Here is a 25,660-nt window from a genome sequence, read left to right as displayed (position 1 = left end):
TCAGCTTTATCTTTCAAATCGATAAACCGCAAAAAACATCGACAAAAAAAACATTAGGATCGTATATTTAAATTGTTCCTCATTTTATTTCAACTTATGGCCATTACGAAGCATAAAAAAAGCCGTTATGTTATAACATAACGGCTAAAAGAATACTGTTTATAGGCTTCATTGTTTCTCGACAAACGCTTCCATAACGTCGTCACTCACCCCCATATTACTAAATCCTCCATCATTATAAAGATTTTGAAGTGTGACACGTTTGGTTAAATCACTAAATAATGTTATTGTATAATTGGCGCAATCCATTGCCGTTGCGTTTCCTAATGGTGACATTTTTTCTGCATATGCAATAAAGCCATCAAATCCTTTAACCCCAGTCCCAGCAGTTGTTGGTGTTGGTGATTGCGAAATAGTGTTGACTCTTACTTTTTTATCTCTACCAAAGAAATAGCCAAAACTACGCGCCACACTTTCTAAATAGGCTTTATTATCTGCCATATCATTATAATCTGGAAACACACGCTGCGCTGCCATATAAGTTAAGGCTACAATACTTCCCCATTCATTCATAGCATCTGCTTTATAAAGCGTTTGCATAACTTTATGAAACGACATTGCAGAGACATCGGTTCCTTTTTGAGTCCAAGCATAGTTTTGATCCGTATAATGTTTTCCTTTTCTAACATTAATAGACATACCAATAGAATGTAAAACAAAATCTATTTTACCTCCTAGAATTTCCATAGACTGCGCTACAAGATTTTGTAAATCCTCTTCTGAAGTAGCATCTGCAGAAATAATCTGAGAACCTGTCTTTTCTGCTAATTCATCTATTTGTCCCATACGTATGGAAACTGGTGCGTTGGTTAATACAAATGTTCCTCCTTCTTCATGGACGCGTATAGCTGTTTTCCAAGCAATAGAGTTTTCGTCTAATGCGCCAAATATAATTCCTCTCTTTCCTTTAAGTAAGTTGTATGACATGTTTACAATATATTTAGTTGATAGTTTGTTGAATTGTAAAGATTTCAAAGTTAATAAAACTTTGAACGTATTAATCGGTTCTGATTTTTAGATCTTCAATAATATGATCCCATTCATCTACCCAATTTGCGTCTTTGTATATGATAACACCAAATTCTTGATGATAATATTTATCTCCATTTTGTATGGTTTGATTGTCTGGAAAAATATAATCTGGAACACATTCGCCATTAATAATAACATGCTTTACATCGCATGGATCTTCATCATCTGCGCAACCTATAAGCGCAAAACTTCCTATAAACAATAGGATAGCAAAATAGTGTTTCATCTATTCAATTGAATCAGTTTAACAATTGTTTTGCATGTGCCATGGCAGAATCTGTAATTGTTAAACCACCTAACATTTGCGCGACTTCAACTATACGTTCGTCTTTGTTTAATTTTTTGAGTTGCGTATGCGTAATATCATCAATATCTGTTTTAAATACTTTGAAATGCGAATTGCCTTTCGCCGCAATTTGAGGTAAATGTGTAATAGAAAACACTTGCATGCTACTACTCATCTGCTTCATAATGTCTCCCATTTTATTTGAAATTTCACCTGAAACTCCGGTGTCAATTTCATCAAACATTATAGATGGTAACTGAATATATTCTGCCAAAATAGATTTTATCGCTAACATAATACGCGATAACTCCCCACCAGATGCAGACTTTTTAAGTTCATTAAAGCTAGAACCTTTATTAGCCATAAATAAAAACTGCAAGCTGTCTTTTCCGTTTTTAACAAACTGCTCGGTGGGCTCTAAATCAACTTTAAATCTGGCATTTGGCATCCCTAAATCAGAAAGAATAGCTTCTAACTTAGATACAAATATTGGAATTACTTTTTTTCTATTCTTTGAAATCTTTAAAGCAATTTGATTTAATTTTTCGTTAGCTTTTAAAATCTCTTGTTCTTTATCTAATATGGTTTGATCTAAACTTTCAGTATCATTTATTTTAGATTGTAAATCGACCTTAATTGCAATTAAGTCTTCAATCTCTGAAACGGAATGCTTTTGAAATAGATTATTTACAATTTGAAGTTTACTATTAATACGTTCTAATTCTTGTGGGTCTGTAGATAAATTATCTTCTAGGTTATCAATTTCAATAAGCACATCATCTAATTCAATCCCTACACTAATGATACGTTCCTTTAAAGATTCGTAAGGTTTTCCAAAAGTGGCTATTTTAGATAATTCTTGTTTTGCAGAATTAATCTGATCTATGACACCTAGTCCTTCAGCATCTAATATGGCTTTAGCACTGCTTAGCTTCTCACCAATGATTTCAACATTGTTAAGCTCTTCATATTGATTTTCTAAATCTTCGAGATTAATTTTCTCTAAATTAATTTCATTTAATTCATTGGATAAAAACAGATTATAATCGTACTCTTTTATCAATTCAGCTTTAGACAGTTTTAATACTGCTAATGCTTTTTGAAGTTTTTTGAATACACTCAAACCTTTAGAAAAGTCTTCTAAATTCAATTTATTATCCGCTAAGGCATCTATAACTTTAAACTGATAATCGTCTTGCGTTAACTGTTGTGTTTGGTGTTGTGAATGAATATCTATAAGATAACTACTCAAAGCCACCAAGCTCTCTAGAGTTACTGGAGTATCATTAATAAATGCTCTAGATTTTCCGGATGCTAAAATTTCTCTTCTAATGATGGTTTGCACATCATAATCTAAGTCTAGAGATTTAAATAACGACTTTAAATCGTAATTAGCAATATCGAAAACAGCTTCTATGATACATTTTTCTTCTGCAGTTTTCACCTGACTCAGATCGGCACGTTTCCCTAAAACCAAGGATAAACCACCTAATAAGATAGACTTACCTGCACCTGTTTCTCCTGTAATAATAGTTAAACCATTATTAAAAGATACGTTTAACTCATCGATGAGTGCGTAATTTTTTATGTAAAGTGATGTTAACAAGCGCTTAAATTTATTGTATTACAAAATTAAGTTTTTAAGGCTAAGTAATATGAAATTATAGTGGAAATATGTTTAAGCTATTAAAGCACCTCGGCTTGATGCAATAACTTAAAATACAGAATATAAATAACGATTAATACTTAATATTCCTCCACTTTTGAGAATGCATTGGAGCAATTCTGTTTAAGATATCCATTGCTGCTGTAATATTAACACTTGGTCCCCCAGAGAGTATATCCATTATTTCATCTGCTTTAGCATCAAAAAACACACGCATTAAAAACGAATTTGGCCTTACTCTGTGCACCTTTTGTAAATCGTCTAGCACAGAAATTATTTGTGACTTTCCTTCTTTTGCGCCTTCGTTCATAATATCTAAGCCTTCAATATGATATTTATACATAGCTAATCTCATATCTTTAAATGATGGGGACATTATATTATCGATTAAAGCAAAACGCGACTGTAATCCGTCTTCTACTTTCCAACCCTGACCATTGAGTTGTTGTGAGTAGCTCGCTATAGTTTGTGCTTGACTAAAATACTCATCGCCTCCATTAAGCTCAAACGTATCTGCATCTATTCCTAAAATCATATAAACATGAAATGACAACACAGAAATTAAGTTAGATTCAAATTGACTCTCATTAAAAACCAAATTCTGAAATTCTAAATATTCAAAATTAAAATTTCTGTCATTATAATTATAAACAGGTGAACTGTACGTTGAATTAAAAATAGGTCTAGAAGAAGATACCTGAATCGATGCAGAAAACAAATTATTGCTTTGTTCCGTTACATTAATTACCATACTGCAATTAATACGCTCTTGTTGACCAAACGTCTTTTTAGTCCATTTCGTATTATTTATAAATTCTGTAAGTTGGTTTCCTAAGGTTTTAAATAAAATGTCATTTTCAGCTCCTGTTTGCTGCGCTATTACGGATACCGTACAGTTTAACTCTTGAGAAAACGTTACTGAGGTTACTAAAAAAGTAAATAAAAAAAATAGGTTACGCATGAGTTTGTTTTAATATAAGGTGCATTAAATCTTTAGCAACGTCTGCTTTTGATTTTAATTCATTTTCTATAATGTCGTTAGAAGACGTTATAAATGTAACTTTATTTGTTGACACTCCAAAACCAGCTCCTTTATCTTGTAAAGAATTTAAAACAATAAGATCTAAATTCTTAGATGTCAGTTTTCCTTTCGCGTGTTCCAATTCGTTATTAGTTTCTAATGCAAAACCAACTAAAAATTGATCTTTTTTAATCTCACCAAGGGATTTTAAAATGTCTTTAGTTTTTTCTAACTCAATAGTAAACGTGGTTTCTTTCTTTTTTATTTTCTGATCAGCAACATTCTTTGGCCTATAATCTGCCACAGCTGCAGAAAGAATAGCAATATCTGAGGTATTGAAATGCTTATGCACTTCATTATACATGTCTTCTGCAGTTATTACAGGTATAACCGTGACGAGATTATGTATAATTTTTTGATGTGTTGGACCAGTTACTAAAACAACCTCAGCCCCTAGATTAGCGGCAGTCTTTGCTATTTCGAAGCCCATTTTCCCACTAGAATGATTGCCAATAAAACGTACAGGATCTATGGCCTCGTAAGTTGGGCCAGCAGTTATCAATACGCGTTTACCTTTTAAAGGCAATTGGTCTAAAATATCATTTTCAATATAGCTAACAATATCTTCTGGTTCCGCCATGCGACCTTCACCAATTAAGCCACTTGCGAGTTCTCCTGTTCCTGCCGGAATAAGTTTATTTCCGTAAGATCTTAGTTTTTGAAAGGAAGCTTTAGTTGAATCGTGCTTATACATATCCAAATCCATTGCAGGTGCAAAATAAATTGGACACTTAGCAGAAAGGTACGTAGCTAGAAGGATATTATCACAAGAACCATTTGCCATTTTTGCCATAGTATTGGCTGTAGCAGGAGCAATCACAAAGAGATCTGCCCAAAGGCCTAAATCGACATGGTTATTCCATATTTGGTTGTCATCTTCTTCATCTGTAAACGAAGAATATACCGGATTTTTTGATAAGGTGGAAAGTGTGAGCGGAGTTACAAACTCTTTAGAAGCAGGCGTCATAACGACTTTGACGTTAGCGCCTGCTTTAATGAATAATCTGACTAAACTGGCAGATTTATAGGCGGCAATACCAGCAGTAATGCCCAATAAAATATTCTTATCCTTTAGAATAGACATCTAAGGCTTTAGATTTATGGTTGAGGATCCTCAGTATTTCTGTGATAGATCTTATTATCTAACCACTCCTTTACTGCTAAAGCGTGTGGCTTTGGTAATTTTTCGTAAAACTTAGAAACTTCAATTTGTTCTTTGTTTTCAAAAATCTCTTCAAGACTATCATTATATGTAGCAAACTCTTCTAGTTTGTCTATTAACTCACGTCTGATGTCAGTATTAATCTGCTCTGCACGTCTAGAAATTACAGAAATTGCTTCATAGATATTATCTGTTGCAGCATCTATTTCGTTTCTGTTGTAAGTAATTGTACTTACTGGTGCATCTGTCTTTTTTAAATCCATCGTTATAATGTTTAACTTTTAGTCGTAAACGTATTTAATTGTTCTTGTAATTCTTCATTCATTAAAGTAGCCGCTTCCATATGTTCTGATTCTGGATACAACTTCTTTAATACTTTATAATAACCGATAGCGTCTTTTACACGCTGCTCTTTTAAATATTCAATACTTAAAACAGCCAAATTATATGCCGAATCGAATCTGTAATAAACAGCTTCACTTCTTAAGGAAGCACCAGGGAACTCTAGCAAAAAGTTATTAAATGATTTAATTGAAGCCTTATATTCTCTAATTATATTGTATTGCTTTGCAATTTCGAAAGCCTTTTTCTCTAATTTAAAATCTAGCTCTTTAACTAATTCGTTAGCGTCAGCTAAATACTGTGAATTAGGATACTCATTAATAAAAATTTGTAATTTTTCTATCGCTTCAATGGTTTCTTTCTGTTCTTTAGAATACGCCGGCGAATTAAAATAATACCCTTTAGCAGCTAAAAATGAAGCTTGTTCAGCTTTTTCACTTTGAGGATAAATATCTGTAAATTTATCAAAGTGATAACTTGCTTCGTAATACGTTCCTAACTGGTAAGAACACATTGCATGCATAAAAGTTAGTTTTTCTGCCTGTGGCTTTCCTCTATATTGTTGAAGTATTTGATCTAACAATCTATAAGATTTATTCCACTTTTCAGCGTCATAAAGTTCTGTAGCCAATTCAAATTTCGCAGCAGTATCTTCAGATTTTAGTGTTTTCTGAAAGTCACTACAAGAAATAAATAGAATACTGATAAGTAGTATGTAAAGTCCTCTTTTCATTTGGTCACTTTAATTGCTTTGCATCTGTCAAATAGAATGTGCTATGAAATAACAAGCTTATTTTCTAATTTTTAAACAGAATGCAAAAGTAAGCATTATTAACGGATTTAAAAAACAATTATTGTCTGCTAAATTAAGCGTTGTATCTAGCCTGAATACCTATTTATATTAAGTTTAACTTTTTCCAAGATTTTTTAACTCTGATTTAATCCTTGCCTGTAAGTTATCTGTCGCTTCAACAAGTGGTAAACGCACATGTAATTTTGAAATTTCTAAAGCACTTAAAACTGCTTTTATACCAGAAGGATTATTTTCAGAAAAAATAAGTCCGGTTATTGGCATTAACTTAAAATGGATATCATAAGCCTCTTTGGCTTTACCTGCAATTCCTAAACGAATCATTTCTGAAAATTCTTTAGGTAATGCTTGTCCTATAACAGAAATAACACCCGATCCGCCTGCTAATGCAACACCTAAGGCTAAGTCATCATCGCCAGATAACACTAAGAAATCTTCTGGTTTAGTTCTTAATAATTCTAAATATTGATGCACATTATTGCCTGCTTCCTTAACCGCTACAATATTATCACAATCTTTCGCTAACCTCAACGTTGTTTCAGGAGACATGTTTGAGGATGTTCTACCTGGTACGTTATATAAAATAATTGGTCTTGGAGTTACGGCAGAAATGGCCTTAAAATGCTGATAAATTCCTTCTTGTGTTGGTTTACTATAGTAAGGAGAAACTGATAAGACACCATCAATAGTAGAAAAATCTGTTGCTTTAATTTCATTGATAACACTTGCAGTATTATTACCACCTATACCTAAAACTAATGGCAATCTTCCATTATTAATTTTAGCAATAAACGCTATTAACTCCTTTTTTTCTTCTGGGGTAACGGTAACACTCTCTCCTGTTGTTCCGCTAATTACTAAATAATCTGTGCCGTTGGCAATATTATACTCCACTAAACGCTCTAATGCATCAAAATCGATACTTAGATCTGCGTTAAATGGTGTGATTAATGCCACACCAGTTCCTATAAATTTGGTCATTATAATTTGTTTAAAATATTTAAGTATTTTTTTAACTCTTGTTTAAAAATATTGATATCTCTTAACTCTACGTCTATTATTAAATCATATAAACGTTCGTCTTCTTTACTAATTCCTACTTTAAAATTCGCTTTAGATGCTGCCGTCATAAGATTTAATTGCAACACTTCATTTTTAAAAAAGCAAATCAGCATATCGTACGGTTCGTTGATAAAAGCTTCTAAGTCGGGGTTTTTTATTTTTCCTTTCCAGCCAAAGTCTTTTGGGCTACAATGTACATTCCACTTATTGTGCTCTAATTTATCATCTAAAGTAAAAGCAATAATTTTATGCTTTGGAGAGACTAAACCTAGCTCTTTAAAATAAACTCTAAACACCTCAAATTCATGAAATTCGTTCGCATTAAGAAGCACCGCCACTGTTTTTATTTTGTCATTATTAACTGTCGATTGACGAGTAGCTAATAAATTATTGACATATTTTCGATTAGATTTTTCTTTAAATGCTTTTAAAATCATTTACCTTTAGCCTTTGTGCAAATTTAATAAAAGCACTTACATTTTATTACAAACTTCTTATAAGTTATTCAATGACTAGTAAACATATTCTAAAACTCTGTTTATTGTTGCTCATTTTTTCTTGTGCATCATCAAATATTTCTAAAATTGAAGGCAAACGAATCGATATCGATGACAGCCTATCCGCCAATAAAGCCGTAGAAGACTTTATAACTCCTTACAGGCTTCACGTTAATAAAGATATGGATAGTATCATTTCTTATGCACCAGAAACCTATACGAAATCTGATGGAGAATTTAATACTGCGATTGGAAATTTAATGGCTGATGCTGTATATAGCGAAGGTAATCCTGTCTTTATGCAACAATCTAAAAAAAACATTGATTTTGTTCTACTCAACCATGGAGGTATTCGATCCATCCTTTCTAAAGGAAATGTTACAACCAGAACTGCGTATGGAATTATGCCTTTTGAAAATTCTGTCGTTGTAGTTGCTCTTAAAGGAGAGCAGATTAATGAAATGATGGTGTACCTTTCTAAGGCCAAACGTGCACATCCTGTATCTCATCAATTACAATTAACTTTAGATAAAAATTCAGAAGTTCGTTCGACTACTGTTAACGGAAAACCAATAGATATCAATAGAACCTATTACGTAGCTACTAATGATTACCTCTATAACGGAGGTGATGGTATGGACTTTTTTCAAACCAATGAAGGACTCTATGTCTTAAATTATAAAATTAGAAATGTATTAATTGACAACTTTAAAAAGACAGATACATTAAACCCTAAACAAGATCAACGTTTTATAAAATTAAAAGATTAAGCCATGAAGAGAAGACAATTTATTCAGAAATCTACAGCAGCCACAGTTTTAGCTAGTGTTGGTGGCTTAGGTTTACAATCTTTTAGTGCGCCTAGAACGAAAAAAATAACGATTCTACATACCAACGATGTGCATAGCCATATTGATCCTTTTGGGCCTGAAGACGGAAGAAATGCCAATAAAGGTGGTGTGGCAAGACGTGCGACTTTGGTTGAGTCTATTAGAATGGAAAACCCTAATACGCTATTATTAGATGCAGGTGATATTTTTCAAGGCACTCCTTATTTTAATTATTATGGTGGTGAATTAGAGTTTAAACTAATGAGCATGCTAAAATACGATGTCGCAACTATTGGTAACCATGATTTTGATAATGGTATTGACGGACTTTATGCTCAAATTCCACATGCTGATTTTGAGTTTGTATCAGCCAATTACGATTTTTCTAATACAGTGATGGATACACATGTTAAGCCTTATAAAATAATTGTTAAGGATGGTATAAAAATCGGCATCTTCGGTTTAGGGATTGAACTTGATGGCTTAGTAAATAAAGACATGTATAAAGAAACTGTTTACCACAATCCTATTGAGATTGCGCAAGACATGTCGCGCATCTTAAAAGAAGAACAATCTTGCGATTTGGTAATTTGTTTGTCTCATATTGGTTATCAATACAAGAATAACCCTGATAAGGTAAGTGACATTACTCTAGCAAGAGCAACCAAGGATATCGATTTAATTATCGGCGGACATACACATACTTTCTTACCAAAACCAACTATAGAAACAAATAGTATCGGTAAAAACGTATTAGTTAACCAAGTGGGTTGTTTTGGTTTATATCTTGGTAAAATTGATTTTTATTTCGAACCTGGTAAAAAGGTGACTGCAGAAGGAGCTTCTATTATAGTTTAACTAGCGCCTAAGTTACCTCTTAAAAACATAAATAATATACCTGGAAACCTATTCTTATTTAAGACTCAGGCTTCTATAGGATCATCTGAGTATGCAGGCGTTGGCTCTGTAACTAAGTGCTGTGACTGTAGGTAGTAAAAGATAAATGCAACGACTAAAAAGGAAGAGTAAACATAACCCAAGTTATCATCTTTAAGGATATAGAAATAAGCTAATTGAATAATCTCTGAAAACATTATAAAGATTGAGCCGATTAAAAAAAGCATTGACTTATAATTATTTCTATACATGTAGTTAATTAGCGCAATTGATAAAAGCAGCATTATAACAACGTTATAGACATATTCTAAAATGTACTCATACAAGTTGAATGAATTCTCTGTAGTGCTAGATATTAATGTTACACAAAATATATCTAAAATCACAAGTATGATTATAGGAACTGTTAGTTGTGAAAATACTGTTTTTAAATTTAAGTGAATGAAGACTTTAAGAATAAGCAAAGCATAGGAAATGATACTAAGAATATTTGCTATATAATATAAATAATCAGTCTGCCCATCCCTAAGTCCCGGTCTATGCCAACCAATAAAACTTAATATTTGCGCTGTAGTAAAAGCAACCAAAAACATTAAAAATAATTTTGATTTATTTTTGGTCCAACCTACATATAGGACCGTAAGTAAAATAAATCCAATTGCTCCTACCGTATCTCCTTCTACCTCTAAAGCAAAGCCTTGAAGTAAAATATAGGTACCACCTAAGAGCAGTAAAACTACTTTTAAAATTTTATTTAATAACATTAATCATCCCTTATTAACAAAGCAAATATAACTATTTTTTCTACATATAAACGTTAAAATTATACATTTTATCGAATAAATAACTATATTTCTGTAAGAAATTACTTCAAAGAATCTAAAAACGATTCTTCAGTTAATATTGGAACATTTAGACTTTCTGCTTTTACCCGCTTACTTGGCCCCATTTTATCACCTGCAACTAAATAACTTGTTTTAGATGAGATAGATGAAGACACTTTTCCACCGTTGTCTTCTATCAATTTTTTAAGCTCATTTCTTGAGACGTTCTCAAATACACCCGAAACTACGATAGATAACCCTTTTAGTTTTTCGGTTTGGTTGTCTAATTTTTCTGCAGAGATTTCTAATTGTACACCAAACAACTTTAAACGCTCTATAATTTGCTTGTTGTCTTCTGAACTAAAATACTCAACGACACTTTGCGCAATACGCTCTCCTATTTCATCTACCGTAACTAAATCTAATAGTGAAGCAAACATTAGTGCATCGATAGACTTATAATGCTTGGCCAATTTTTTTGCAACTGTCTCACCTACATAACGTATACCTAAACCAAAAAGTACACGCTCAAACGGAATTTGTTTAGAAGCCTCAATTCCATTTACTAAATTCTCTGCACTCTTTTGCGCCATACGTTCTAGCGGAACTATTTGCTCAACAGTCAACTCATACAGATCCGAATAATTAGCAATCAAACCTTCCTTAACTAACAACGCCACCGTTTCCCCTCCCAGTCCGTCAATGTCCATTGCTTTTCTAGATATGTAATGCTGTATTCTACCAACAACTTGTGGAGGACAAGCCGTATCATTAGGACAATAATGTTTAGCCTCTCCCTCTAGTCTAATGAGTTCGGTGTCACATTCTGGACAATTAGTTACATATAGAGTTGGCACAGAATACAATGGTCGTTTAGATAAATCCACAGCAATTATCTTTGGGATAATCTCTCCACCTTTTTCAACAAACACCTCGTCTCCTACTCTAATGTCTAGTTTTTCAATTTGATCTGCATTATGAAGTGAGGCGCGTTTTACTATGGTACCAGCCAATTGCACAGGTTCTAAATTAGCAACAGGTGTTATAGCTCCTGTCCGACCTACCTGATACGTAATTTCGTTTAGTTTTGTTGATACTTGCTCGGCTTTAAACTTATAAGCCATTGCCCAACGTGGTGCTTTTGCTGTAAAACCTAACTCATCTTGTTGATACAGATTATTAACCTTAATTACGACTCCATCAATTTCATAAGGTAAATTATGTCTGTTTTCATCCCAATACGCAACATATTCTAAAACCTCATCAATAGAATTTACCAATTTTGCTTCTTGTGGCACTTTAAAACCCCAAGCTCTTGCTTTGGCTAAACCTTCAGATTGCGATGTGATGTTAAGATTGTTTCCTACAATACTATATAATAAGCATTCTAAAGGACGTTTAGCAACTTCAGAACTGTCTTGTAATTTTAAACTTCCTGAAGCCGTGTTTCTCGGATTTTTATAAGGCTCTTCTTCATTAGCTATACGCTCCGCGTTCATTTTTAAGAACCCTGCAATTGGTAGCACAATTTCTCCTCTAATATCAAAACGCTCAGGAAAATCTCCTTTTAATTGCAATGGCACCGTATTAATGGTTTTTATGTTTGCGGTTACTTCGTCTCCCTGCACACCATCGCCACGCGTAACTGCCCTTAATAATTTACCGTTTTCATAAGTAAGACTAATGGAAGCTCCATCGTATTTTAGCTCACAGGTATAACTAACCTCACCATCAACCATTTTTTTGACACGTGTTTCCCAATCCAACAAATCGTCTTTAGAATACGAGTTATCTAAAGAGTACATTCTTGAATCGTGAACCGTTGTTTTAAAATTCTTGGTAATAGCACCCCCTACCCGTTGGGTTGGCGAATTAGCATCATAAAACTCAGGATGCGCGTCTTCTAAGGCTTGAAGTTCTTTTAGTTTTATATCGAAGTCGTAATCACTTATTGTTGCATCATCTAAAATATAGTAATTATAATTATGCTGACGCAATTCTTCTCTGAGTGATTCTATTTTTTGTTTTGTGTTCATTTTTTAAGGAATGTAAATAATGCGCTTTATATTTAATTGTTCGTCAATAAAAAAATTGACCTTATAACCTAAATAACCATCACTGTTACCCATTGTTACAATAATTTCTTTATCATAATAATAGGCTTCGGTTAAATTGAAATTTGGTTCATATAAGTCTTCATAATAACGTTTATCGATTTCAACATAGTTGTTGCTTAAATCTAAGTATATTTTAGAAATATAGGTGTTCGGAACATCTTCTGCTCCAATAACATTGTGATTATCAATTTGAATAATGTTTAAACTATCACTATCATAAGTGAGTTTTGATTTCGTTTTATCAAACTTAGATTTAAGGATGACAACTTCAATATTTTTGGTATATAAACTAATAGAATCTAAATTACCTCTTTTAACAAAAGGCTCGTAATCGAATGTGTAATCTAAGTTTGAATCACTTTCTAAAAAGTCAAACCCAACAATAGTATCTGTTACTATTTCTGAATTATAAAGTTTTATATGGTAAAATCTTTCTTTTAATTCTTGAAGTTTTTGTCTTATCAATTCGTCTTCCTTATTTATAGTTGAAAGCGTATCGATTTTAATTTCATACTCAACCTCTAAAACATCTTCTTTTTTCTCTTTACAAGAAAAGCAAAGCACTGAAATAAAAAAGACAACCAAAACTCTCATACTATATCTTTTCACCTTTCAACATTCTATCATTCCCATTTAAGTCTTTTAACAACGTTACATCTTCAAAATTAGCATCAGTTAATAAGGCCTTTGTTTCTTCTCCAAGATATTGATTAATTTCAAAATATAATTTACCCTTTGGTTTCAACTTTTTAACAGCAAAATCAGTAATAGCTTTGTAGAATATTAAAGGATTATTATCATCTACGAATAAAGCTAGATGCGGTTCGTTCTCTAAAACATTAGGCTGTATTTCTTGTTTTTCTAATTCTCTTACATATGGTGGATTAGACACCACAATATCAAATTCTAAATTTTCAAAAAACAAATTCCAAGTGGACGCGTTTAAAATATCTGCTTCAATAAAGGTTATTTCTACGTTGTTTGATTTTGCGTTTTGGGTCGCTACCTTTAACGCTTCAAGACTCACATCTAAAGCACACACTTTTGCATTTGGTAAATTTTTAGCCAGCGAAATTGCGATACAACCAGAACCTGTTCCTATATCTAGGATTTTAAATTGAGATTCTTCACGCAGCACGTCTTGAGTACAGTCATAAGGTCCTGAGTGATTTCGAATGATCATATCCACTAACTCCTCCGTTTCCGGTCTTGGAATTAACACATTTTCATTGACTTTAAATGGCAACCCGAAGAATTCTGTATCACCTAGTATATATTGAATCGGTTTATGTTGTTTTAAATCTTCTAAGACTTTAAAAAAAGTATCGGTTTCAGGTTTAGTGATTGTGAGTTCTGGCTCTAATGTCAATTGAATTCTTGGCACACTCAAATAATGCTCTGTACACAAATAGAAAAAGCTGTCTACTTCATGTTTACCATAAATAGCATCTAATTCTATGTGAAATATATGTTGAAGTTCTTTTAATACCATGACTTACAAATCTTTTAGCATCCAAACTGTACACGAATAATGACCAGTGTTCCCCATAGGCTTCTCTAAACTTTTAAAACCTACTTTTCGGTAGAGCTTACGTGCATCTTCCATATAGGGCAAGGTTTCCAAATAACAGTGATCAAAACCAGCTTGTTTGGCAAAATTGAGACATATATTCATCATTTCGCTTCCCAATCCTTTGCTTCTAGCCTCTGGCATAAAATACATTTTTTGCAATTCGCACACATTGCCCTCGTAATTTTCTAAAGGAGAAATTCCAGCTCCCCCAATAATATCACCTCCACGTTCTACAACAAAATAAGCTTTCTTAGGTTCATTGTACGTTTCGGTCATACAATCTAAAGCTTCATCTTCATAGGCTGTTCCTACTTTAGGGACTCCCATTTCTATTAAAACAGACCGAACCGCTTTAGCAATTTTAGGATTGTCCTTGGCTTCAATTTCTCGAATAACAATAGTATCTTTACGCACAGAATTAACTTTTTTAGACAAAATCAAAAATACATATAAAAACACTTTTATGTTTAAAAGACCTTTATTGTTTTTACTGACTTTTACACTACTTCTTAACTGTGCGGTTACAAAAAAGCCAGAATTTGTTAGACTTGACAATGTTGAAATAGTAGACTCTAGCTCTAAATCCATAACCTTAAAAGTAGATGCTTTGTTTTTAAACAAAAACCATGTTGGTGGCACATTAAAAACAGACGATTTTAGAGTCTATATTAATAAAATTGAAGTCGCTAAAATTGTTTCAGATGAATTTGAGGTTCCTAAACGCGAAAATTTCACTATTCCTTTAACCGTTGCTGTAGACACCGAAAAATTAGTAGATAAAAGTAGTTTAGGTGGCTTATTAGGAAGCCTTATCGCTCAAAATTTAAATGTCCATTACAAAGGCGATATTAAATATAAAATTATGGGGTATTCCTCTACATATACGGTAGATGAAATTCAGGATGTAAAAATAAAATTCTAATTGACAACTCACGAAATCTACATATCACGCTGTTTAGAAATTGCCAAAAACGGATTGGGAACAACAAGACCAAATCCTATGGTTGGTGCTGTAATTGTTTATAATAACACCATAATTAGCGAAGGCTACACAAGCGCTTATGGCAGCAACCACGCAGAAGTTAATGCTATTAATGCCGTTAAAGACAAATCATTATTAAGCAAAAGCACACTTTACGTGACGTTAGAACCCTGCAGCCATTATGGAAAAACAGCTCCTTGTAGCGATTTAATTGTAAAGCACAGCATCCCTAATGTAGTGATTGGGTGTGTTGATGACAACCCCGAAGTGGCCGGAAAAGGTATTGCTAAACTAAAAGCTTCGGGCTGTAATGTTACTGTGGGTGTTTTAGAAAATGAATGTAAAACGCATCACAAGCGCTTTTTTACGTTTCACAATAAAAAGCGTCCTTATATTATATTAAAATGGGCAGAAACTCACGATGGTTTTATAGCTCCTATTATTAAGGACAAAAAAAAGCCAGTTTGGATTACAAATACATACTCACGTCAACTCGTGCATAAATGGCGTGCAGAAGAGCAAGCTATTTTAGTGGGAACAAATACCGTTATTGAAGATAACCCGAGTTTAACCGTTAGAGATTGGTCAGGAGAAAATCCTATAAGAGTGGTTTTGGACAAAATTTCAAAATTGAACTCTGATTACAGCATTTTTAATGAAGATTCTAAAACCATACGAATTACAAATAAAGATATTGATTTCGATAAACCAATAGCAACACAAATTGCCACACTTTTACATAAGCAAAGTATAAATTCGATTATTATTGAAGGGGGAGCAAAAACACTTCAAACCTTTATAAATGAAGAATTATGGGATGAAGCCAGAATTTTTACCGGAACCGTTGAATTTAAAGACGGTACAAAAGCACCAGAACTCAAAGGGAGATTGATTTCTGAATCTAGAATTAAAAATGATTTATTAAAAATATATGCAAAAGATTAAAACACTCATTTTCGATTTTGGAGATGTATTTATTAACCTTGACAAACAAGGTGCGATGCAAAATGCCTTAAACCTATTTAATATAGACGTTTTTGACGCTGATATAATTAAAACCAATGAATTATACGAAGTTGGAAAAATTTCAACTGCAGAATTTATACAATTTCACAAAACTAAATTCCCAAAGATTAGTGAGACAAATCTTATCGACGCCTGGAACTGTATATTAAAGGATTTTCCAAGTCATCGCTTAGATTTTATTAAACACTTAGCACTTCAAAAAAATTACAAACTCATATTGCTGAGTAATACCAACCACATGCACATTGATTTTATAAAAGCCAATGTACCCTTCTTTGATGAATTTAAAAATTGCTTTGACAAGTTCTACCTATCTCAAGAAATTCACCTTAGAAAACCAAATACCGATATTTTTGAATTCGTATTAGAACAAAATAATTTAATGGCCAGCGAATGTTTCTTTATCGACGACACTAAACACAATACAGATACAGCAAAATCCATGGGGTTCCATACTTGGAATATAGACGAAACCAAAGAAGACGTTACCACCCTTTTTGAAACCAACAAAGCTCCCTTTTGATATATTTACTGATTAGCATATTAGCATCTACAGCAATTTTTGTTGTTTTTAAACTCTTCAAAAAATACGGGGTTAATACGCTGCATAGTATAGTTGTTAATTATTTCACAGCTTCTTTCTTAGGTTTCTTACTTTATAATGGCCCTATTGAACCTTCTGAAATCATAAAAACCAATTGGTTTATCCCAGCTATATGTTTAGGCTTTTTGTTTATCGCTATTTTTAATGTGATGGCCTTAACCGCACAGAAAAATGGACTTTCCGTAGCTTCCGTTGCTAGTAAAATGAGTGTAATAATTCCTATTATTTTCGGAATCGTTATTTTTAAAGAAAGTGTTGGTGCTCAAAAAATCATAGGTATTCTATTAGCTTTAGTAGCGGTTTACTTAACATCTATAAAGCAAAAAGATCACACGACACTAACGCAATCTATCTATTTACCTATTATCCTTTTTTTAGGCTCGGGTATTATTGACACCTCAATCAATTATTTTGCACCAAACGACAAAATTGCTTTGTTTTCGGCCACCATCTTTGCTATGGCAGCAATCATTGGAGTCGTGCTATTACTAGGAAACTTATTAAAATCTAAAGTTAGATTTAAACTGATAAATATTCCCTTTGGTATCGCTTTAGGTATCGTAAACTATGGATCTATTCACTTTTTACTAATGGCCTTACGTGTTGAGAATACAGAGAGCTCAACTTTATTCACTATTAATCATATTGCGATTTTAGCGCTTTCAACATTAATAGGTTTAATATTATTTAAAGAAAAAAATTCTAAGAAAAATTGGCTTGGCATTATCTTAGCCCTCATTTCAATACTATTAGTCACTTTAGCATAATGGAAGACGATTTATATAAAACGATTACAAAACCGGCACAAGGAGAATTATTTAAAGATAAGAATAGCAAATTCTATGGATTTACTTTTCCGGTAACGAACGAAGAGCAAATAAAACAACATATAGACGATTTAAAAAAACAGCATTATGCTGCCAGACATTGGTGCTATGCCTACCAGATAGGAACAGAAACGATTCAATACCGCGCCAATGATGATGGAGAACCTAACAATTCTGCAGGAATGCCTATTTATGGACAAATTCAATCTTTTGAAGTCACCAACATCCTAATTGTAGTCATTCGCTATTATGGCGGTGTTAAACTAGGAGTTGGAGGCCTAATAAATGCTTATAGAACAGGAGCACAATTAGCTTTAGAAGCTTCAAAAATTGTGGAACGTACCATAAATAAAAAATTTAAACTCAGTTTTGAATATAAAAACATGAGTAAAGTGATGCGTATTTTAAAAGAAAACGATGTTAAAATAACAAATCAAACCTTAGAATTAAATTGTGTATTAGAAATATCTGTCAGAAAAACCCACAGTTCTAAAGTTTTTGAATTATTTGATCAATTTTTCGGAGTTGAAATCAAAGAATTATAACGAATAATTTCGCAGTTTATCTAAAAGATATTTTGGACATCTCGTAGGTCGATTCCTCTTGACGTCGATAAATGCCAAAATTGTATTTCCGGTGGCCAACAGAACGTTAGATTCATTTCGTAATTCATACTCAAATTCAATAGAGGCTGTAGGCATCTTTTTGAGTGTTGTTTTTACTTTAAGCACATCATCATAACGTGCTGAATTTTTGTAATTTATAGATAACGAAACCACAGGCAACATAATTCCATCAGCTTCCATACCACTATAACTAAGCCCAAACTCGCGCAACCACTCGGTTCTACCTACTTCAAAATACACTGCATAATTGCCATGATACACAACTCCCATCTGGTCAGTCTCTCCGTAGCGTACTCTAATAATAGTTTCATTATAATTCATATATAAATGTTTGATTAAGAAAAAATATTGTAATTTTAAATTGTTTTAAACATGAGGAAAAAAATCTAAATATTCTATCTAATTTGATTTTTTTATTAAGAATTTTGTTCACATATTTGTCCTGTTGAAAAACTACTAGAGAATTCCAATTCTCTTTTTTTTTGCTAAAATAACTAACAACGAAAAACCTAACTTAAAGAATGGAGATCACAGCGCAATCTGTATGGAGTAATTGTCTCGCTTTTATTAAAGATAATATACAACCACAAGCCTATAAAACTTGGTTTGAACCTATAGACGCTGTAAAACTTTCCGGTAATGCATTGAGCATTCAAGTTCCCAGTAAATTTTTCTATGAGTGGTTAGAAGAGCATTATGTAAAAATCTTAAAGGTATCCCTAACAAAAGAGTTAGGTGAAGATGCTAAATTGGTGTACGTTATTAAAATGGAAAACACCTATGGCAATAAACAACCTTTTACAGAAAAAATCCCAAGTGCAAACCGATCGGCATTAAAATCTCAAGATGTAGATGTGCCTTTTAACAATAAAAGTCCTGAGCTTAGGAATCCATTTATAATTCCTGGAATTAGAAATGTAAAAATTGAATCGCAACTTAACCCAAGTTATAGTTTTGAAAACTTCTTAGAAGGTGACTCTAACCGTTTAGCAAGAAATGCAGGTATTGCAGTTGCTAACAAACCAGGAGGCACATCTTTTAACCCACTATTAATTTTTGGTGGTGTTGGTTTAGGAAAAACACATTTAGCACATGCTATTGGTGTTGATATCAAAGATAAGTATCCTGAAAAAACAGTTTTATATATTTCTGCCGAAAAATTCACGCAACAATATATAGATTCTGTAAAAAAGAATAATAGAAACGATTTTATTCACTTCTATCAAATTATAGATGTGCTTATCATAGATGACGTTCAATTCTTATCTGGTAAAACAGGTACGCAAGATGTCTTCTTTCATATTTTTAACCATTTGCATCAAAACGGAAAGCAAGTTATTTTAACAAGTGACAAAGCTCCTGTAGACATGCAAGATATTGAGCAACGCTTATTATCGCGTTTTAAATGGGGACTTTCTGCCGAATTACAAACTCCAGATTTTGAAACTAGAGTTTCTATTTTAAAGAACAAACTTTACAGAGACGGTGTTGAAATGCCTGAAGACATTATAGAATATGTTGCAAAACATATTAAAACTAATGTTAGAGAGCTTGAAGGTGCTATTATTTCATTAATCGCACAGTCTTCATTTAACAAAAAAGAAATTACAATTAACCTTGCAAAAGATATTGTAGAGAAGTTTGTTAAAAATACTAAACGTGAAGTTTCTATTGATTACATTCAGAAAGTAGTTTCAGATTATTTTCAAATGGATGTTAATACACTTCAATCTAAAACACGGAAACGTCATATTGTACAAGCCCGTCAATTAGCCATGTTTTTCGCTAAGAAATACACAAAAGCATCATTGGCTAGTATTGGCTCTCAAATAGGGCAACGTGATCACGCTACAGTTCTTCATGCTTGTAAAACCGTTGATAATTTATCTTCAACTGACAAGCAATTTAGAAAATACGTTGAAGACTTATCTAAAAAACTAGCCCTTTAATTACATTTTATTATGACTCGTATCTTAATGGTGTGCCTAGGTAACATTTGCCGTTCACCATTAGCTCACGGCATCATGCAATCTAAACTTTCTGAAGATCATTATTATGTTGATTCTGCTGGCACAGCGGCTTATCATATTGGTAATGCGCCAGATAAGCGTTCAATTGCTGTTGCTAAACAAAATGATTTAGATATTAGTACACAAAGCGCAAGACAATTTAAAGTATCCGATTTTGATGCATTTGATTATATCTATGCTATGGACGAATCAAACTATTCTGATATTATCAACATCGCAAGGAACTCGGATGATATCGAAAAAGTAAAACTTTTTCTCGAGGCCAATCCCTCTATTCAAAATAAAAATATGCCAGATCCATATTACGGAGGGAGCGATGGTTTTGAATATGTATTTAACCTAATTAACGAAACATGCGACTTATTAGTTAAGGAACTAGGTAACTAGCACAAACATTTTCAACTTTAGTAAAGTCTTTTTTTTGTAAATTAGTCTTTTAAACGCTCATTACTTATGAAAACGACTATAACACACCTTCTTCTTTCATTCATAACTATCTCAAGCATTTACGCGCAACAATTAGACTTAGAACTTTTTGCTTCTAATTTAACTAAACCTGTAAGCATTAAGCACGCTGGTGATGATAGGTTATTTGTCGTGGAACAGGCAGGGAAAATAAAAATTATTAATGCAGACGGCAGCTTACAAACCACTCCTTTCTTAGATATTAACAGCCTTGTAATTAATACCGGAAACGAAAGAGGTCTGCTTGGTTTGGCTTTTCATCCGGATTATGCTGTTAATGGCTATTTTTTTGTAAACTACATTAACAACTCAGGAAACACTGTGATCTCTAGATTTACAAAGGATTTCACGAATTCTGAAATAGCAAATCCAGATTCTGAATTCATTATACTTTCTTACGACCAACCTTACACAAACCATAATGGTGGTGATTTGGCTTTTGGGCCAGACGGTTATCTTTACATCTCTTCTGGTGATGGTGGTTCTTCTGGAGATCCGGAAAACAGATCTCAAAATAAATTAAGTTTACTTGGTAAAATATTACGATTAGATATTGATACCACTACAGAAACAGAAAATTACGGTGTGCCTGTAGATAACCCATTTATTGAAGATTCAAATGCTAAATCAGAAATTTGGGCTTATGGACTTAGAAATCCCTGGAAATTTTCTTTCGACCGTCTAAATGGGGATCAATGGATTGCAGATGTAGGCCAAAGTCAATATGAAGAGATTAATAGAGTCTCTATTGAAGAAGCCTTAACAGGACTCAACTATGGTTGGAAATGTTACGAAGGTAGTGATACTTACAATACAACGGGTTGCGCAGACGAAAGTACTTATACTTTTCCTGTCAGTGGTTATTACCACTTTGGAGATGGTGAAGTTAAATGTTCCATTACAGGGGGCTACAGATACAGAGGTAGTAATTACCCAAATTTTTATGGTAAGTACTTTTTTGCTGACCTTTGTAGTCAGGAAATTGGATATTTAATTTTTGATGAAACTAATGAGGTTTGGACTAAAACCTTTCAGCAGTTTTCAGGGCAATGGTCTGCATTTGGCGAAGATGTGAATGGAGAATTATACGTTTCTGATCTTTCTGGAGGTACTATTTATAAACTCACAGATCCTACCTTAAGTGATAACGACCATATACTTTTGGGAGTATCGATTTATCCAAATCCGACTAAGAATACCCTACATATTAATTTAGGATCAAATCACAACACAGAGCTTTTAACTGATGTCTATATTTATGACATCCAAGGAAAAAAGGTAAAGGAGATTCATAGCACTAACAACACTACTTTAACAATAAACACAACTGAATTATCGGATGGTATTTATATCTTAAAAATCAATTCAGGCAACGGCATACAAAGCACCCATAAACTAGTCATACATTAATGAGCAATACTAAAGGAAAATTATATCTTATACCAACGCGATTAGGCGATAATCCACCTCTTGAGGTTTTACCAATTTCTATCAAAAAAATACTTGAAGAAATTGACTTTTACATTGTTGAAAACGAAAAAACAGCACGTCGTTTTATAAAACGCATATCACCTAGCAAATCACAACCCTCATTAAAACTTCAGGTATTAAATAAATACACTACCGAAGCAGAGCGCAATACATATTTAAACCCATGTTTAGAAGGTGTGTCAATTGGTTTACTTTCTGAAGCTGGTTGTCCGGCAATTGCAGATCCTGGTGCTGATATTGTTGGATTAGCGCATCAAATGGATATAAAAGTTGTCCCTCTTGTTGGGCCTTCTTCCATTCTACTCGCCTTAATGGGTTCTGGGATGAATGGTCAGAGTTTCACTTTTAATGGTTATTTACCTATTGACAAAAGTGAACGCAAGGCAAAACTAAAGACTTTAGAGCGCCTATCTTCTGAACATAACCAGTCTCAAATTTTTATTGAAACCCCTTATAGAAATATGAAAATGCTTGAAGATTTAACCAGCACACTACATCCAAATACAAGAGTTTGTGTAGCATGCGATTTAACGTTGCCTACCGAGTTTATAAAAACAAAAACAGCAAACGATTGGAAACACAATAAAGAAGACCTCCATAAGAGGCCTGCTATATTTATTATTCAGAAAGATTAATTAAAATTAGAGTGTAACTCTAGCTTTCTTATCTGGAGTAATCATAGACGTATCATATCCTGAAAACTTTTTCATATAATACCGTACAGAAGATCCATAAGCATCAGAAAGATTATTAACGCCATAACTACGTAAAAACTTTTTCACACTTCCAGGACCTGCTAAGTGCGCAGCTGCTAATATACCAGATTCGGTAATTTTTACACCTGCAATATTTTTGCCTTCAAAACGCTTAATGTCTTTTCTAAGTACCCATTTATTACGTTCTGCATTGGCTATAAATGCTTTTTCTTGTAATTCTGGATTATATAAGAACTGATTAGGGTTATAAATACCAATAACTTTTAATGTTTCTGCACCAAATTGATATTTCCCTAAATAACCTAATGTGTTTACGGTAAAATAATCCCCTCTAGATTCTTTAAAAGCTAATGCTTCTTTAAATCCTTCAAAAGACTTACCTAAATGTGGAGTAAACACATTGTTCTTTACATTATGGTCTTCAGTGACCATAGCCACTTCTTCAGAAATGTTATAATCCAATACTAATCCTTTTGTAGAATACATATCAGGATTAAGAGATGCATTTGGGTACAAGGCTAATGCCATAAGTACACAAATTGAAAATGGTATCACTATACTCTTAACGCTATTTTTAATCATAACAGTTAAATTTTTACAGTAAAATAGTGTCAAAAAACTATCATACAAAATTCGCGTGCAAATATACAACATATTTTCAATTACTGAAAATCAACCGATTAAGTGTTAAAAAATTAACTTAAAAGTAGACAGAGTGCCATTTTATCCGACCACTGCTGTTTAATTCTACTGCAGGAAAAGGCAACTTTATAACGTTAAAAACGTCAAATAATGTTTTTAGGAAGTGAGAATTTGTTTTAATTCGTGTTAAATCAACATCTAAACTTAAGTAATATTGACGTTCTCTATTTTGGTTTAAAAATAAAGGATCAGATGCTTCACCTGTTAACATGCCATCAGCTCCGTAACCAAAAGCAACGTTCAACCAATTTGGTATGGTTTCCGTTTTTAGAAAGGAATTAATATTGGCGCTTAACCAATACGTTTGGCCATTATAGTCTTTTAAAAACTCTTCTGCCAAACCACTACCTAGCTTATTTGGTCGTTGCTTCGCGAATTGTGTTCTATGAAATGAATACTTTAGTACAATACGTTGGTCTTCCCAAAGTAGTTCTTGTCCGATATGTAATCCTGTTCCCGCTGCATTTGCCGCCATATCTGACCAAGAAAACCCCCATTCTTCAGAAAAACCATCCATAATTTCAACAGCCGTTAAAAAGCCTAAACCTAATGTAGAACCATAAAGTAATTGCTCTTTTTTACTAACTCCAGCCCAATTTAACGTGTTAGCCCCTAGCCTTCCTAATTGATAAGATGAAAACGCATGTCCTAATTTATCCATCTGCAGCCACTCTCCACTATCGTTCAAGGTTTTAAAATTTGAACGTGGATAATCAGCATACCATAATTGATTCAATCCAACTAAGGTTGTTGTCGCTAATGCAGCTTCAGAAATTACAACGGCATTTCTACGCGATACGTTTAACGTATCGCTAGGCTTAAAAAATTGATTGAGTTTAGATTGTGAAAAAACCGACGCATTTGCCAAAAAGAAAACTAAAATATAGACAAAAGTGCGATTCAAACCTTATTTATTAATGCCTTGAGACGATAAATACCTATGATATTCTCTCGCATTGTTATTATGTTGCCCCAATGTTTTCGCAAACTTATGATAGCCTATACGCTTAGCATCGGCCGCAAAATAAAGGTAACTATGAGATTCCGGATCTAAAACAGCTTTTATAGCTGATAAATCTGGCATTGCAATAGGTCCCGGAGGTAAACCTGAGTTTTGATACGTATTATAAGGAGAGTTAATATCCTTATGAATGTTTAATACACGTCTAATAATGGTGTTTTGATATTGTGGCAACTGATAGGCAGCAAACTTTAACGTAGGGTCAGCTTGTAATGGCATGCCAATTCGTAATCTATTTAAATACACACCTGCCACTCTCGGTTGCTCGTCTGCTTGTTTAGACTCTTCATGCACAATAGATGCTAAGGTAATAACTTCATTTGGAGTTAAGTTCAATTGTTTAGCTTTTGCCTTTCTGGCGTCTGTCCAAAAACGATTGTATTCTACTAACATTCTATCTCTAAATGTTTCCGCAGAAGTATTCCAGAAAAACTCATAGCTATTTGGTAAATACATACCTAACGCTGTAGCTTTTGAAAATCCGTTATTTGTTAAGAACAATTCATCCGTCATTGCTTTATTCAATGTCAAACTATCAGCTTCAATCTGCATACTAATTCGTCCTGCTAAATCTTTTATACTATGCTGATTGTTAAATGCGATTTTTACGGGAAGATTTTTACTTCGGATTGAATTAATAATATCATTATTATTCATGCCCTTAGAAATGGCAAACCGACCTGCTTTAATATTAGTGACGTACTTTTTCTGTTTTGCCAAAGCATCAAACGCACCAATATCTTTTAGAAGTGGTTCTAATTGCGATCTTACTTCAGAGTAATTTGCATTAGTTGGAACATAAATATAGGCTGTTTCATTTTCGAAATTGGTATTTGGTGAAAACATCGTACTATAAATATAGTAAGCAATGACACCAAAGATGACTAAACCAATAAGAGCAACTGCCCAAAGAATTTTTTTAATATACAT

General features: G+C 33.1%; 29 protein-coding genes. 11 read left to right on the top strand and 18 right to left on the bottom strand.

Going from position 1 to position 25,660, the window contains the following annotated elements:
* Positions 1-168: 168 nt before the first annotated feature.
* The 9 genes from HM984_RS14965 to HM984_RS14925 all read right to left on the bottom strand — a co-directional run bounded on the left by HM984_RS14965 (position 169) and on the right by HM984_RS14925 (position 7,939).
* Positions 169-987 (bottom strand): enoyl-ACP reductase FabI, encoded by an 819-nt coding sequence (locus HM984_RS14965; RefSeq protein ID WP_179349742.1) that lies wholly within the window; start codon positions 985-987, stop codon positions 169-171.
* 70 nt (positions 988-1,057) lie between these two features.
* Complete coding sequence (locus HM984_RS14960) at positions 1,058-1,318, bottom strand: hypothetical protein (protein WP_179349741.1); 261 nt, start codon at positions 1,316-1,318, stop codon at positions 1,058-1,060.
* 13 nt (positions 1,319-1,331) lie between these two features.
* Complete coding sequence (recN, locus tag HM984_RS14955; protein ID WP_179349740.1) at positions 1,332-2,984, bottom strand: DNA repair protein RecN; 1,653 nt, start codon at positions 2,982-2,984, stop codon at positions 1,332-1,334.
* A 133-nt stretch (positions 2,985-3,117) separates the two neighbouring features.
* Positions 3,118-4,005 carry a type IX secretion system protein PorD gene (gene porD, locus HM984_RS14950; protein ID WP_115811978.1) on the bottom strand — a complete coding sequence of 296 codons (888 nt, stop codon included), beginning with the start codon at positions 4,003-4,005 and terminating at the stop codon, positions 3,118-3,120.
* Positions 3,998-5,209 carry a bifunctional phosphopantothenoylcysteine decarboxylase/phosphopantothenate--cysteine ligase CoaBC gene (gene coaBC, locus HM984_RS14945; RefSeq protein ID WP_179349739.1) on the bottom strand — a complete coding sequence of 404 codons (1,212 nt, stop codon included), beginning with the start codon at positions 5,207-5,209 and terminating at the stop codon, positions 3,998-4,000. Before coaBC ends, porD begins: the two co-directional genes overlap by 8 nt.
* A 14-nt stretch (positions 5,210-5,223) precedes the next feature.
* Complete coding sequence (locus HM984_RS14940) at positions 5,224-5,550, bottom strand: DNA-directed RNA polymerase subunit omega (protein ID WP_020896009.1); 327 nt, start codon at positions 5,548-5,550, stop codon at positions 5,224-5,226.
* A gap of 11 nt (positions 5,551-5,561) precedes the next feature.
* A complete protein-coding gene (locus HM984_RS14935) occupies positions 5,562-6,362 on the bottom strand; it encodes an outer membrane protein assembly factor BamD (RefSeq protein ID WP_115811982.1) in 801 nt (266 codons plus the stop codon).
* A gap of 174 nt (positions 6,363-6,536) precedes the next feature.
* Positions 6,537-7,421, bottom strand: a complete 885-nt coding sequence (gene dapA / locus HM984_RS14930) for a 4-hydroxy-tetrahydrodipicolinate synthase (protein ID WP_179349738.1) — start codon at positions 7,419-7,421, stop codon at positions 6,537-6,539.
* Complete coding sequence (locus HM984_RS14925) at positions 7,421-7,939, bottom strand: DUF6913 domain-containing protein (RefSeq protein ID WP_115811986.1); 519 nt, start codon at positions 7,937-7,939, stop codon at positions 7,421-7,423. Before HM984_RS14925 ends, dapA begins: the two co-directional genes overlap by 1 nt.
* Before the next feature lie 71 nt (positions 7,940-8,010).
* On the opposite strand from HM984_RS14925, the gene HM984_RS14920 reads away from it, so the two are divergent.
* Both HM984_RS14920 and HM984_RS14915 read left to right on the top strand, forming a co-directional pair.
* Complete coding sequence (locus HM984_RS14920) at positions 8,011-8,769, top strand: 5'-nucleotidase C-terminal domain-containing protein (protein WP_179349737.1); 759 nt, start codon at positions 8,011-8,013, stop codon at positions 8,767-8,769.
* Between the two features lie 3 nt (positions 8,770-8,772).
* Positions 8,773-9,687 carry a bifunctional metallophosphatase/5'-nucleotidase gene (locus tag HM984_RS14915; RefSeq protein WP_179349736.1) on the top strand — a complete coding sequence of 305 codons (915 nt, stop codon included), beginning with the start codon at positions 8,773-8,775 and terminating at the stop codon, positions 9,685-9,687.
* Positions 9,688-9,752: 65 nt separating this feature from the next.
* Here the strand turns inward: HM984_RS14915 and HM984_RS14910 are convergent, their stop codons facing one another.
* The 5 genes from HM984_RS14910 to HM984_RS14890 all read right to left on the bottom strand — a co-directional run bounded on the left by HM984_RS14910 (position 9,753) and on the right by HM984_RS14890 (position 14,654).
* The gene (locus tag HM984_RS14910) at positions 9,753-10,490 is read right to left on the bottom strand and encodes a hypothetical protein (RefSeq protein ID WP_179349735.1); all 738 of its coding nucleotides are present in this window, start codon (positions 10,488-10,490) and stop codon (positions 9,753-9,755) included.
* 101 nt (positions 10,491-10,591) lie between these two features.
* Positions 10,592-12,586, bottom strand: a complete 1,995-nt coding sequence (gene ligA, locus HM984_RS14905) for an NAD-dependent DNA ligase LigA (protein WP_179349734.1) — start codon at positions 12,584-12,586, stop codon at positions 10,592-10,594.
* A gap of 3 nt (positions 12,587-12,589) precedes the next feature.
* Positions 12,590-13,261 carry a hypothetical protein gene (locus tag HM984_RS14900; RefSeq protein WP_115811992.1) on the bottom strand — a complete coding sequence of 224 codons (672 nt, stop codon included), beginning with the start codon at positions 13,259-13,261 and terminating at the stop codon, positions 12,590-12,592.
* 1 nt (position 13,262) lies between these two features.
* Positions 13,263-14,159 (bottom strand): peptide chain release factor N(5)-glutamine methyltransferase, encoded by an 897-nt coding sequence (prmC, locus tag HM984_RS14895; protein WP_179349733.1) that lies wholly within the window; start codon positions 14,157-14,159, stop codon positions 13,263-13,265.
* Positions 14,160-14,162: 3 nt separating this feature from the next.
* Positions 14,163-14,654: a GNAT family N-acetyltransferase gene (locus HM984_RS14890; RefSeq protein ID WP_179349732.1), complete on the bottom strand. Its 492-nt coding sequence runs from the start codon at positions 14,652-14,654 to the stop codon at positions 14,163-14,165.
* Between the two features lie 49 nt (positions 14,655-14,703).
* Here HM984_RS14890 and HM984_RS14885 point away from each other — a divergent pair, with 49 nt between their 5' ends.
* The 5 genes from HM984_RS14885 to HM984_RS14865 are packed head-to-tail and all read left to right on the top strand — an operon-like array spanning position 14,704 to position 18,224.
* On the top strand, positions 14,704-15,162 hold the full coding sequence (locus tag HM984_RS14885; RefSeq protein ID WP_179349731.1) for a hypothetical protein: 459 nt from the start codon (positions 14,704-14,706) through the stop codon (positions 15,160-15,162).
* Positions 15,163-16,167, top strand: coding sequence for a bifunctional diaminohydroxyphosphoribosylaminopyrimidine deaminase/5-amino-6-(5-phosphoribosylamino)uracil reductase RibD (gene ribD / locus HM984_RS14880; RefSeq protein WP_179349730.1), 1,005 nt, complete (start codon positions 15,163-15,165; stop codon positions 16,165-16,167).
* Positions 16,154-16,771: an HAD family hydrolase gene (locus HM984_RS14875; RefSeq protein ID WP_179349729.1), complete on the top strand. Its 618-nt coding sequence runs from the start codon at positions 16,154-16,156 to the stop codon at positions 16,769-16,771. Before ribD ends, HM984_RS14875 begins: the two co-directional genes overlap by 14 nt.
* Positions 16,768-17,619 carry an EamA family transporter gene (locus tag HM984_RS14870; RefSeq protein ID WP_179349728.1) on the top strand — a complete coding sequence of 284 codons (852 nt, stop codon included), beginning with the start codon at positions 16,768-16,770 and terminating at the stop codon, positions 17,617-17,619. The genes HM984_RS14875 and HM984_RS14870 overlap by 4 nt, the downstream gene beginning before the upstream one ends.
* The gene (locus HM984_RS14865) at positions 17,619-18,224 is read left to right on the top strand and encodes an IMPACT family protein (RefSeq protein WP_179349727.1); all 606 of its coding nucleotides are present in this window, start codon (positions 17,619-17,621) and stop codon (positions 18,222-18,224) included. Before HM984_RS14870 ends, HM984_RS14865 begins: the two co-directional genes overlap by 1 nt.
* Here HM984_RS14865 and HM984_RS14860 read toward each other — a convergent pair.
* Positions 18,219-18,626 carry an acyl-CoA thioesterase gene (locus tag HM984_RS14860; RefSeq protein WP_020896024.1) on the bottom strand — a complete coding sequence of 136 codons (408 nt, stop codon included), beginning with the start codon at positions 18,624-18,626 and terminating at the stop codon, positions 18,219-18,221. The genes HM984_RS14865 and HM984_RS14860 overlap by 6 nt on opposite strands.
* A gap of 200 nt (positions 18,627-18,826) precedes the next feature.
* On the opposite strand from HM984_RS14860, the gene dnaA reads away from it, so the two are divergent.
* The 4 genes from dnaA (at position 18,827) to HM984_RS14840 (ending at position 22,926) form a co-directional block, all read left to right on the top strand.
* Entirely contained in the window at positions 18,827-20,254 is a 1,428-nt protein-coding gene (gene dnaA, locus HM984_RS14855) for a chromosomal replication initiator protein DnaA (RefSeq protein ID WP_115812007.1), read from the top strand.
* Positions 20,255-20,266: 12 nt separating this feature from the next.
* The gene (locus HM984_RS14850) at positions 20,267-20,722 is read left to right on the top strand and encodes a low molecular weight protein-tyrosine-phosphatase (protein WP_179349726.1); all 456 of its coding nucleotides are present in this window, start codon (positions 20,267-20,269) and stop codon (positions 20,720-20,722) included.
* A 66-nt stretch (positions 20,723-20,788) separates the two neighbouring features.
* Positions 20,789-22,210, top strand: a complete 1,422-nt coding sequence (locus HM984_RS14845) for a PQQ-dependent sugar dehydrogenase (RefSeq protein ID WP_179349725.1) — start codon at positions 20,789-20,791, stop codon at positions 22,208-22,210.
* Entirely contained in the window at positions 22,210-22,926 is a 717-nt protein-coding gene (locus HM984_RS14840; RefSeq protein ID WP_179349724.1) for an SAM-dependent methyltransferase, read from the top strand. Before HM984_RS14845 ends, HM984_RS14840 begins: the two co-directional genes overlap by 1 nt.
* A gap of 6 nt (positions 22,927-22,932) precedes the next feature.
* On the opposite strand, the gene HM984_RS14835 is transcribed toward HM984_RS14840, so the two are convergent.
* The 3 genes from HM984_RS14835 to mltG all read right to left on the bottom strand — a co-directional run bounded on the left by HM984_RS14835 (position 22,933) and on the right by mltG (position 25,660).
* Complete coding sequence (locus HM984_RS14835) at positions 22,933-23,589, bottom strand: peptidoglycan-binding protein LysM (protein WP_115812015.1); 657 nt, start codon at positions 23,587-23,589, stop codon at positions 22,933-22,935.
* A gap of 118 nt (positions 23,590-23,707) precedes the next feature.
* The gene (locus tag HM984_RS14830; RefSeq protein ID WP_257018508.1) at positions 23,708-24,613 is read right to left on the bottom strand and encodes a DUF2279 domain-containing protein; all 906 of its coding nucleotides are present in this window, start codon (positions 24,611-24,613) and stop codon (positions 23,708-23,710) included.
* Between the two features lie 3 nt (positions 24,614-24,616).
* Entirely contained in the window at positions 24,617-25,660 is a 1,044-nt protein-coding gene (gene mltG, locus HM984_RS14825) for an endolytic transglycosylase MltG (protein WP_179349723.1), read from the bottom strand.

Origin of the sequence: Winogradskyella pacifica, assembly GCF_013403915.1 — a bacterium.
Taxonomy (GTDB): Bacteria; Bacteroidota; Bacteroidia; order Flavobacteriales; family Flavobacteriaceae; genus Winogradskyella; species Winogradskyella pacifica.
Note: the sequence above shows the minus strand (reverse complement) of the source record. Positions and strands in the feature narration are given on the sequence as shown.

Excerpts from the sequence above, each read along its gene's own strand:
- HM984_RS14965 (WP_179349742.1), bottom strand. The coding sequence starts at position 987 with ATGTCATACAACTTACTTAAAGGAAAGAGAGGAATTATATTTGGCGCA.
- HM984_RS14850 (WP_179349726.1), top strand. The coding sequence starts at position 20,267 with ATGACTCGTATCTTAATGGTGTGCCTAGGTAACATTTGCCGTTCACCA.
- mltG (WP_179349723.1), bottom strand. The coding sequence starts at position 25,660 with ATGTATATTAAAAAAATTCTTTGGGCAGTTGCTCTTATTGGTTTAGTC.
- HM984_RS14910 (WP_179349735.1), bottom strand. The coding sequence starts at position 10,490 with ATGTTATTAAATAAAATTTTAAAAGTAGTTTTACTGCTCTTAGGTGGT.
- HM984_RS14885 (WP_179349731.1), top strand. The coding sequence starts at position 14,704 with ATGTTTAAAAGACCTTTATTGTTTTTACTGACTTTTACACTACTTCTT.
- dnaA (WP_115812007.1), top strand. The coding sequence starts at position 18,827 with ATGGAGATCACAGCGCAATCTGTATGGAGTAATTGTCTCGCTTTTATT.
- HM984_RS14840 (WP_179349724.1), top strand. The coding sequence starts at position 22,210 with ATGAGCAATACTAAAGGAAAATTATATCTTATACCAACGCGATTAGGC.
- dapA (WP_179349738.1), bottom strand. The coding sequence starts at position 7,421 with ATGACCAAATTTATAGGAACTGGTGTGGCATTAATCACACCATTTAAC.
- HM984_RS14845 (WP_179349725.1), top strand. The coding sequence starts at position 20,789 with ATGAAAACGACTATAACACACCTTCTTCTTTCATTCATAACTATCTCA.
- coaBC (WP_179349739.1), bottom strand. The coding sequence starts at position 5,209 with ATGTCTATTCTAAAGGATAAGAATATTTTATTGGGCATTACTGCTGGT.
- HM984_RS14900 (WP_115811992.1), bottom strand. The coding sequence starts at position 13,261 with ATGAGAGTTTTGGTTGTCTTTTTTATTTCAGTGCTTTGCTTTTCTTGT.
- prmC (WP_179349733.1), bottom strand. The coding sequence starts at position 14,159 with ATGGTATTAAAAGAACTTCAACATATATTTCACATAGAATTAGATGCT.
- ligA (WP_179349734.1), bottom strand. The coding sequence starts at position 12,586 with ATGAACACAAAACAAAAAATAGAATCACTCAGAGAAGAATTGCGTCAG.
- HM984_RS14875 (WP_179349729.1), top strand. The coding sequence starts at position 16,154 with ATGCAAAAGATTAAAACACTCATTTTCGATTTTGGAGATGTATTTATT.
- HM984_RS14960 (WP_179349741.1), bottom strand. The coding sequence starts at position 1,318 with ATGAAACACTATTTTGCTATCCTATTGTTTATAGGAAGTTTTGCGCTT.
- HM984_RS14920 (WP_179349737.1), top strand. The coding sequence starts at position 8,011 with ATGACTAGTAAACATATTCTAAAACTCTGTTTATTGTTGCTCATTTTT.
- HM984_RS14925 (WP_115811986.1), bottom strand. The coding sequence starts at position 7,939 with ATGATTTTAAAAGCATTTAAAGAAAAATCTAATCGAAAATATGTCAAT.
- HM984_RS14915 (WP_179349736.1), top strand. The coding sequence starts at position 8,773 with ATGAAGAGAAGACAATTTATTCAGAAATCTACAGCAGCCACAGTTTTA.
- HM984_RS14865 (WP_179349727.1), top strand. The coding sequence starts at position 17,619 with ATGGAAGACGATTTATATAAAACGATTACAAAACCGGCACAAGGAGAA.
- HM984_RS14940 (WP_020896009.1), bottom strand. The coding sequence starts at position 5,550 with ATGGATTTAAAAAAGACAGATGCACCAGTAAGTACAATTACTTACAAC.
- porD (WP_115811978.1), bottom strand. The coding sequence starts at position 4,005 with ATGCGTAACCTATTTTTTTTATTTACTTTTTTAGTAACCTCAGTAACG.
- HM984_RS14835 (WP_115812015.1), bottom strand. The coding sequence starts at position 23,589 with ATGATTAAAAATAGCGTTAAGAGTATAGTGATACCATTTTCAATTTGT.
- HM984_RS14935 (WP_115811982.1), bottom strand. The coding sequence starts at position 6,362 with ATGAAAAGAGGACTTTACATACTACTTATCAGTATTCTATTTATTTCT.
- HM984_RS14860 (WP_020896024.1), bottom strand. The coding sequence starts at position 18,626 with ATGAATTATAATGAAACTATTATTAGAGTACGCTACGGAGAGACTGAC.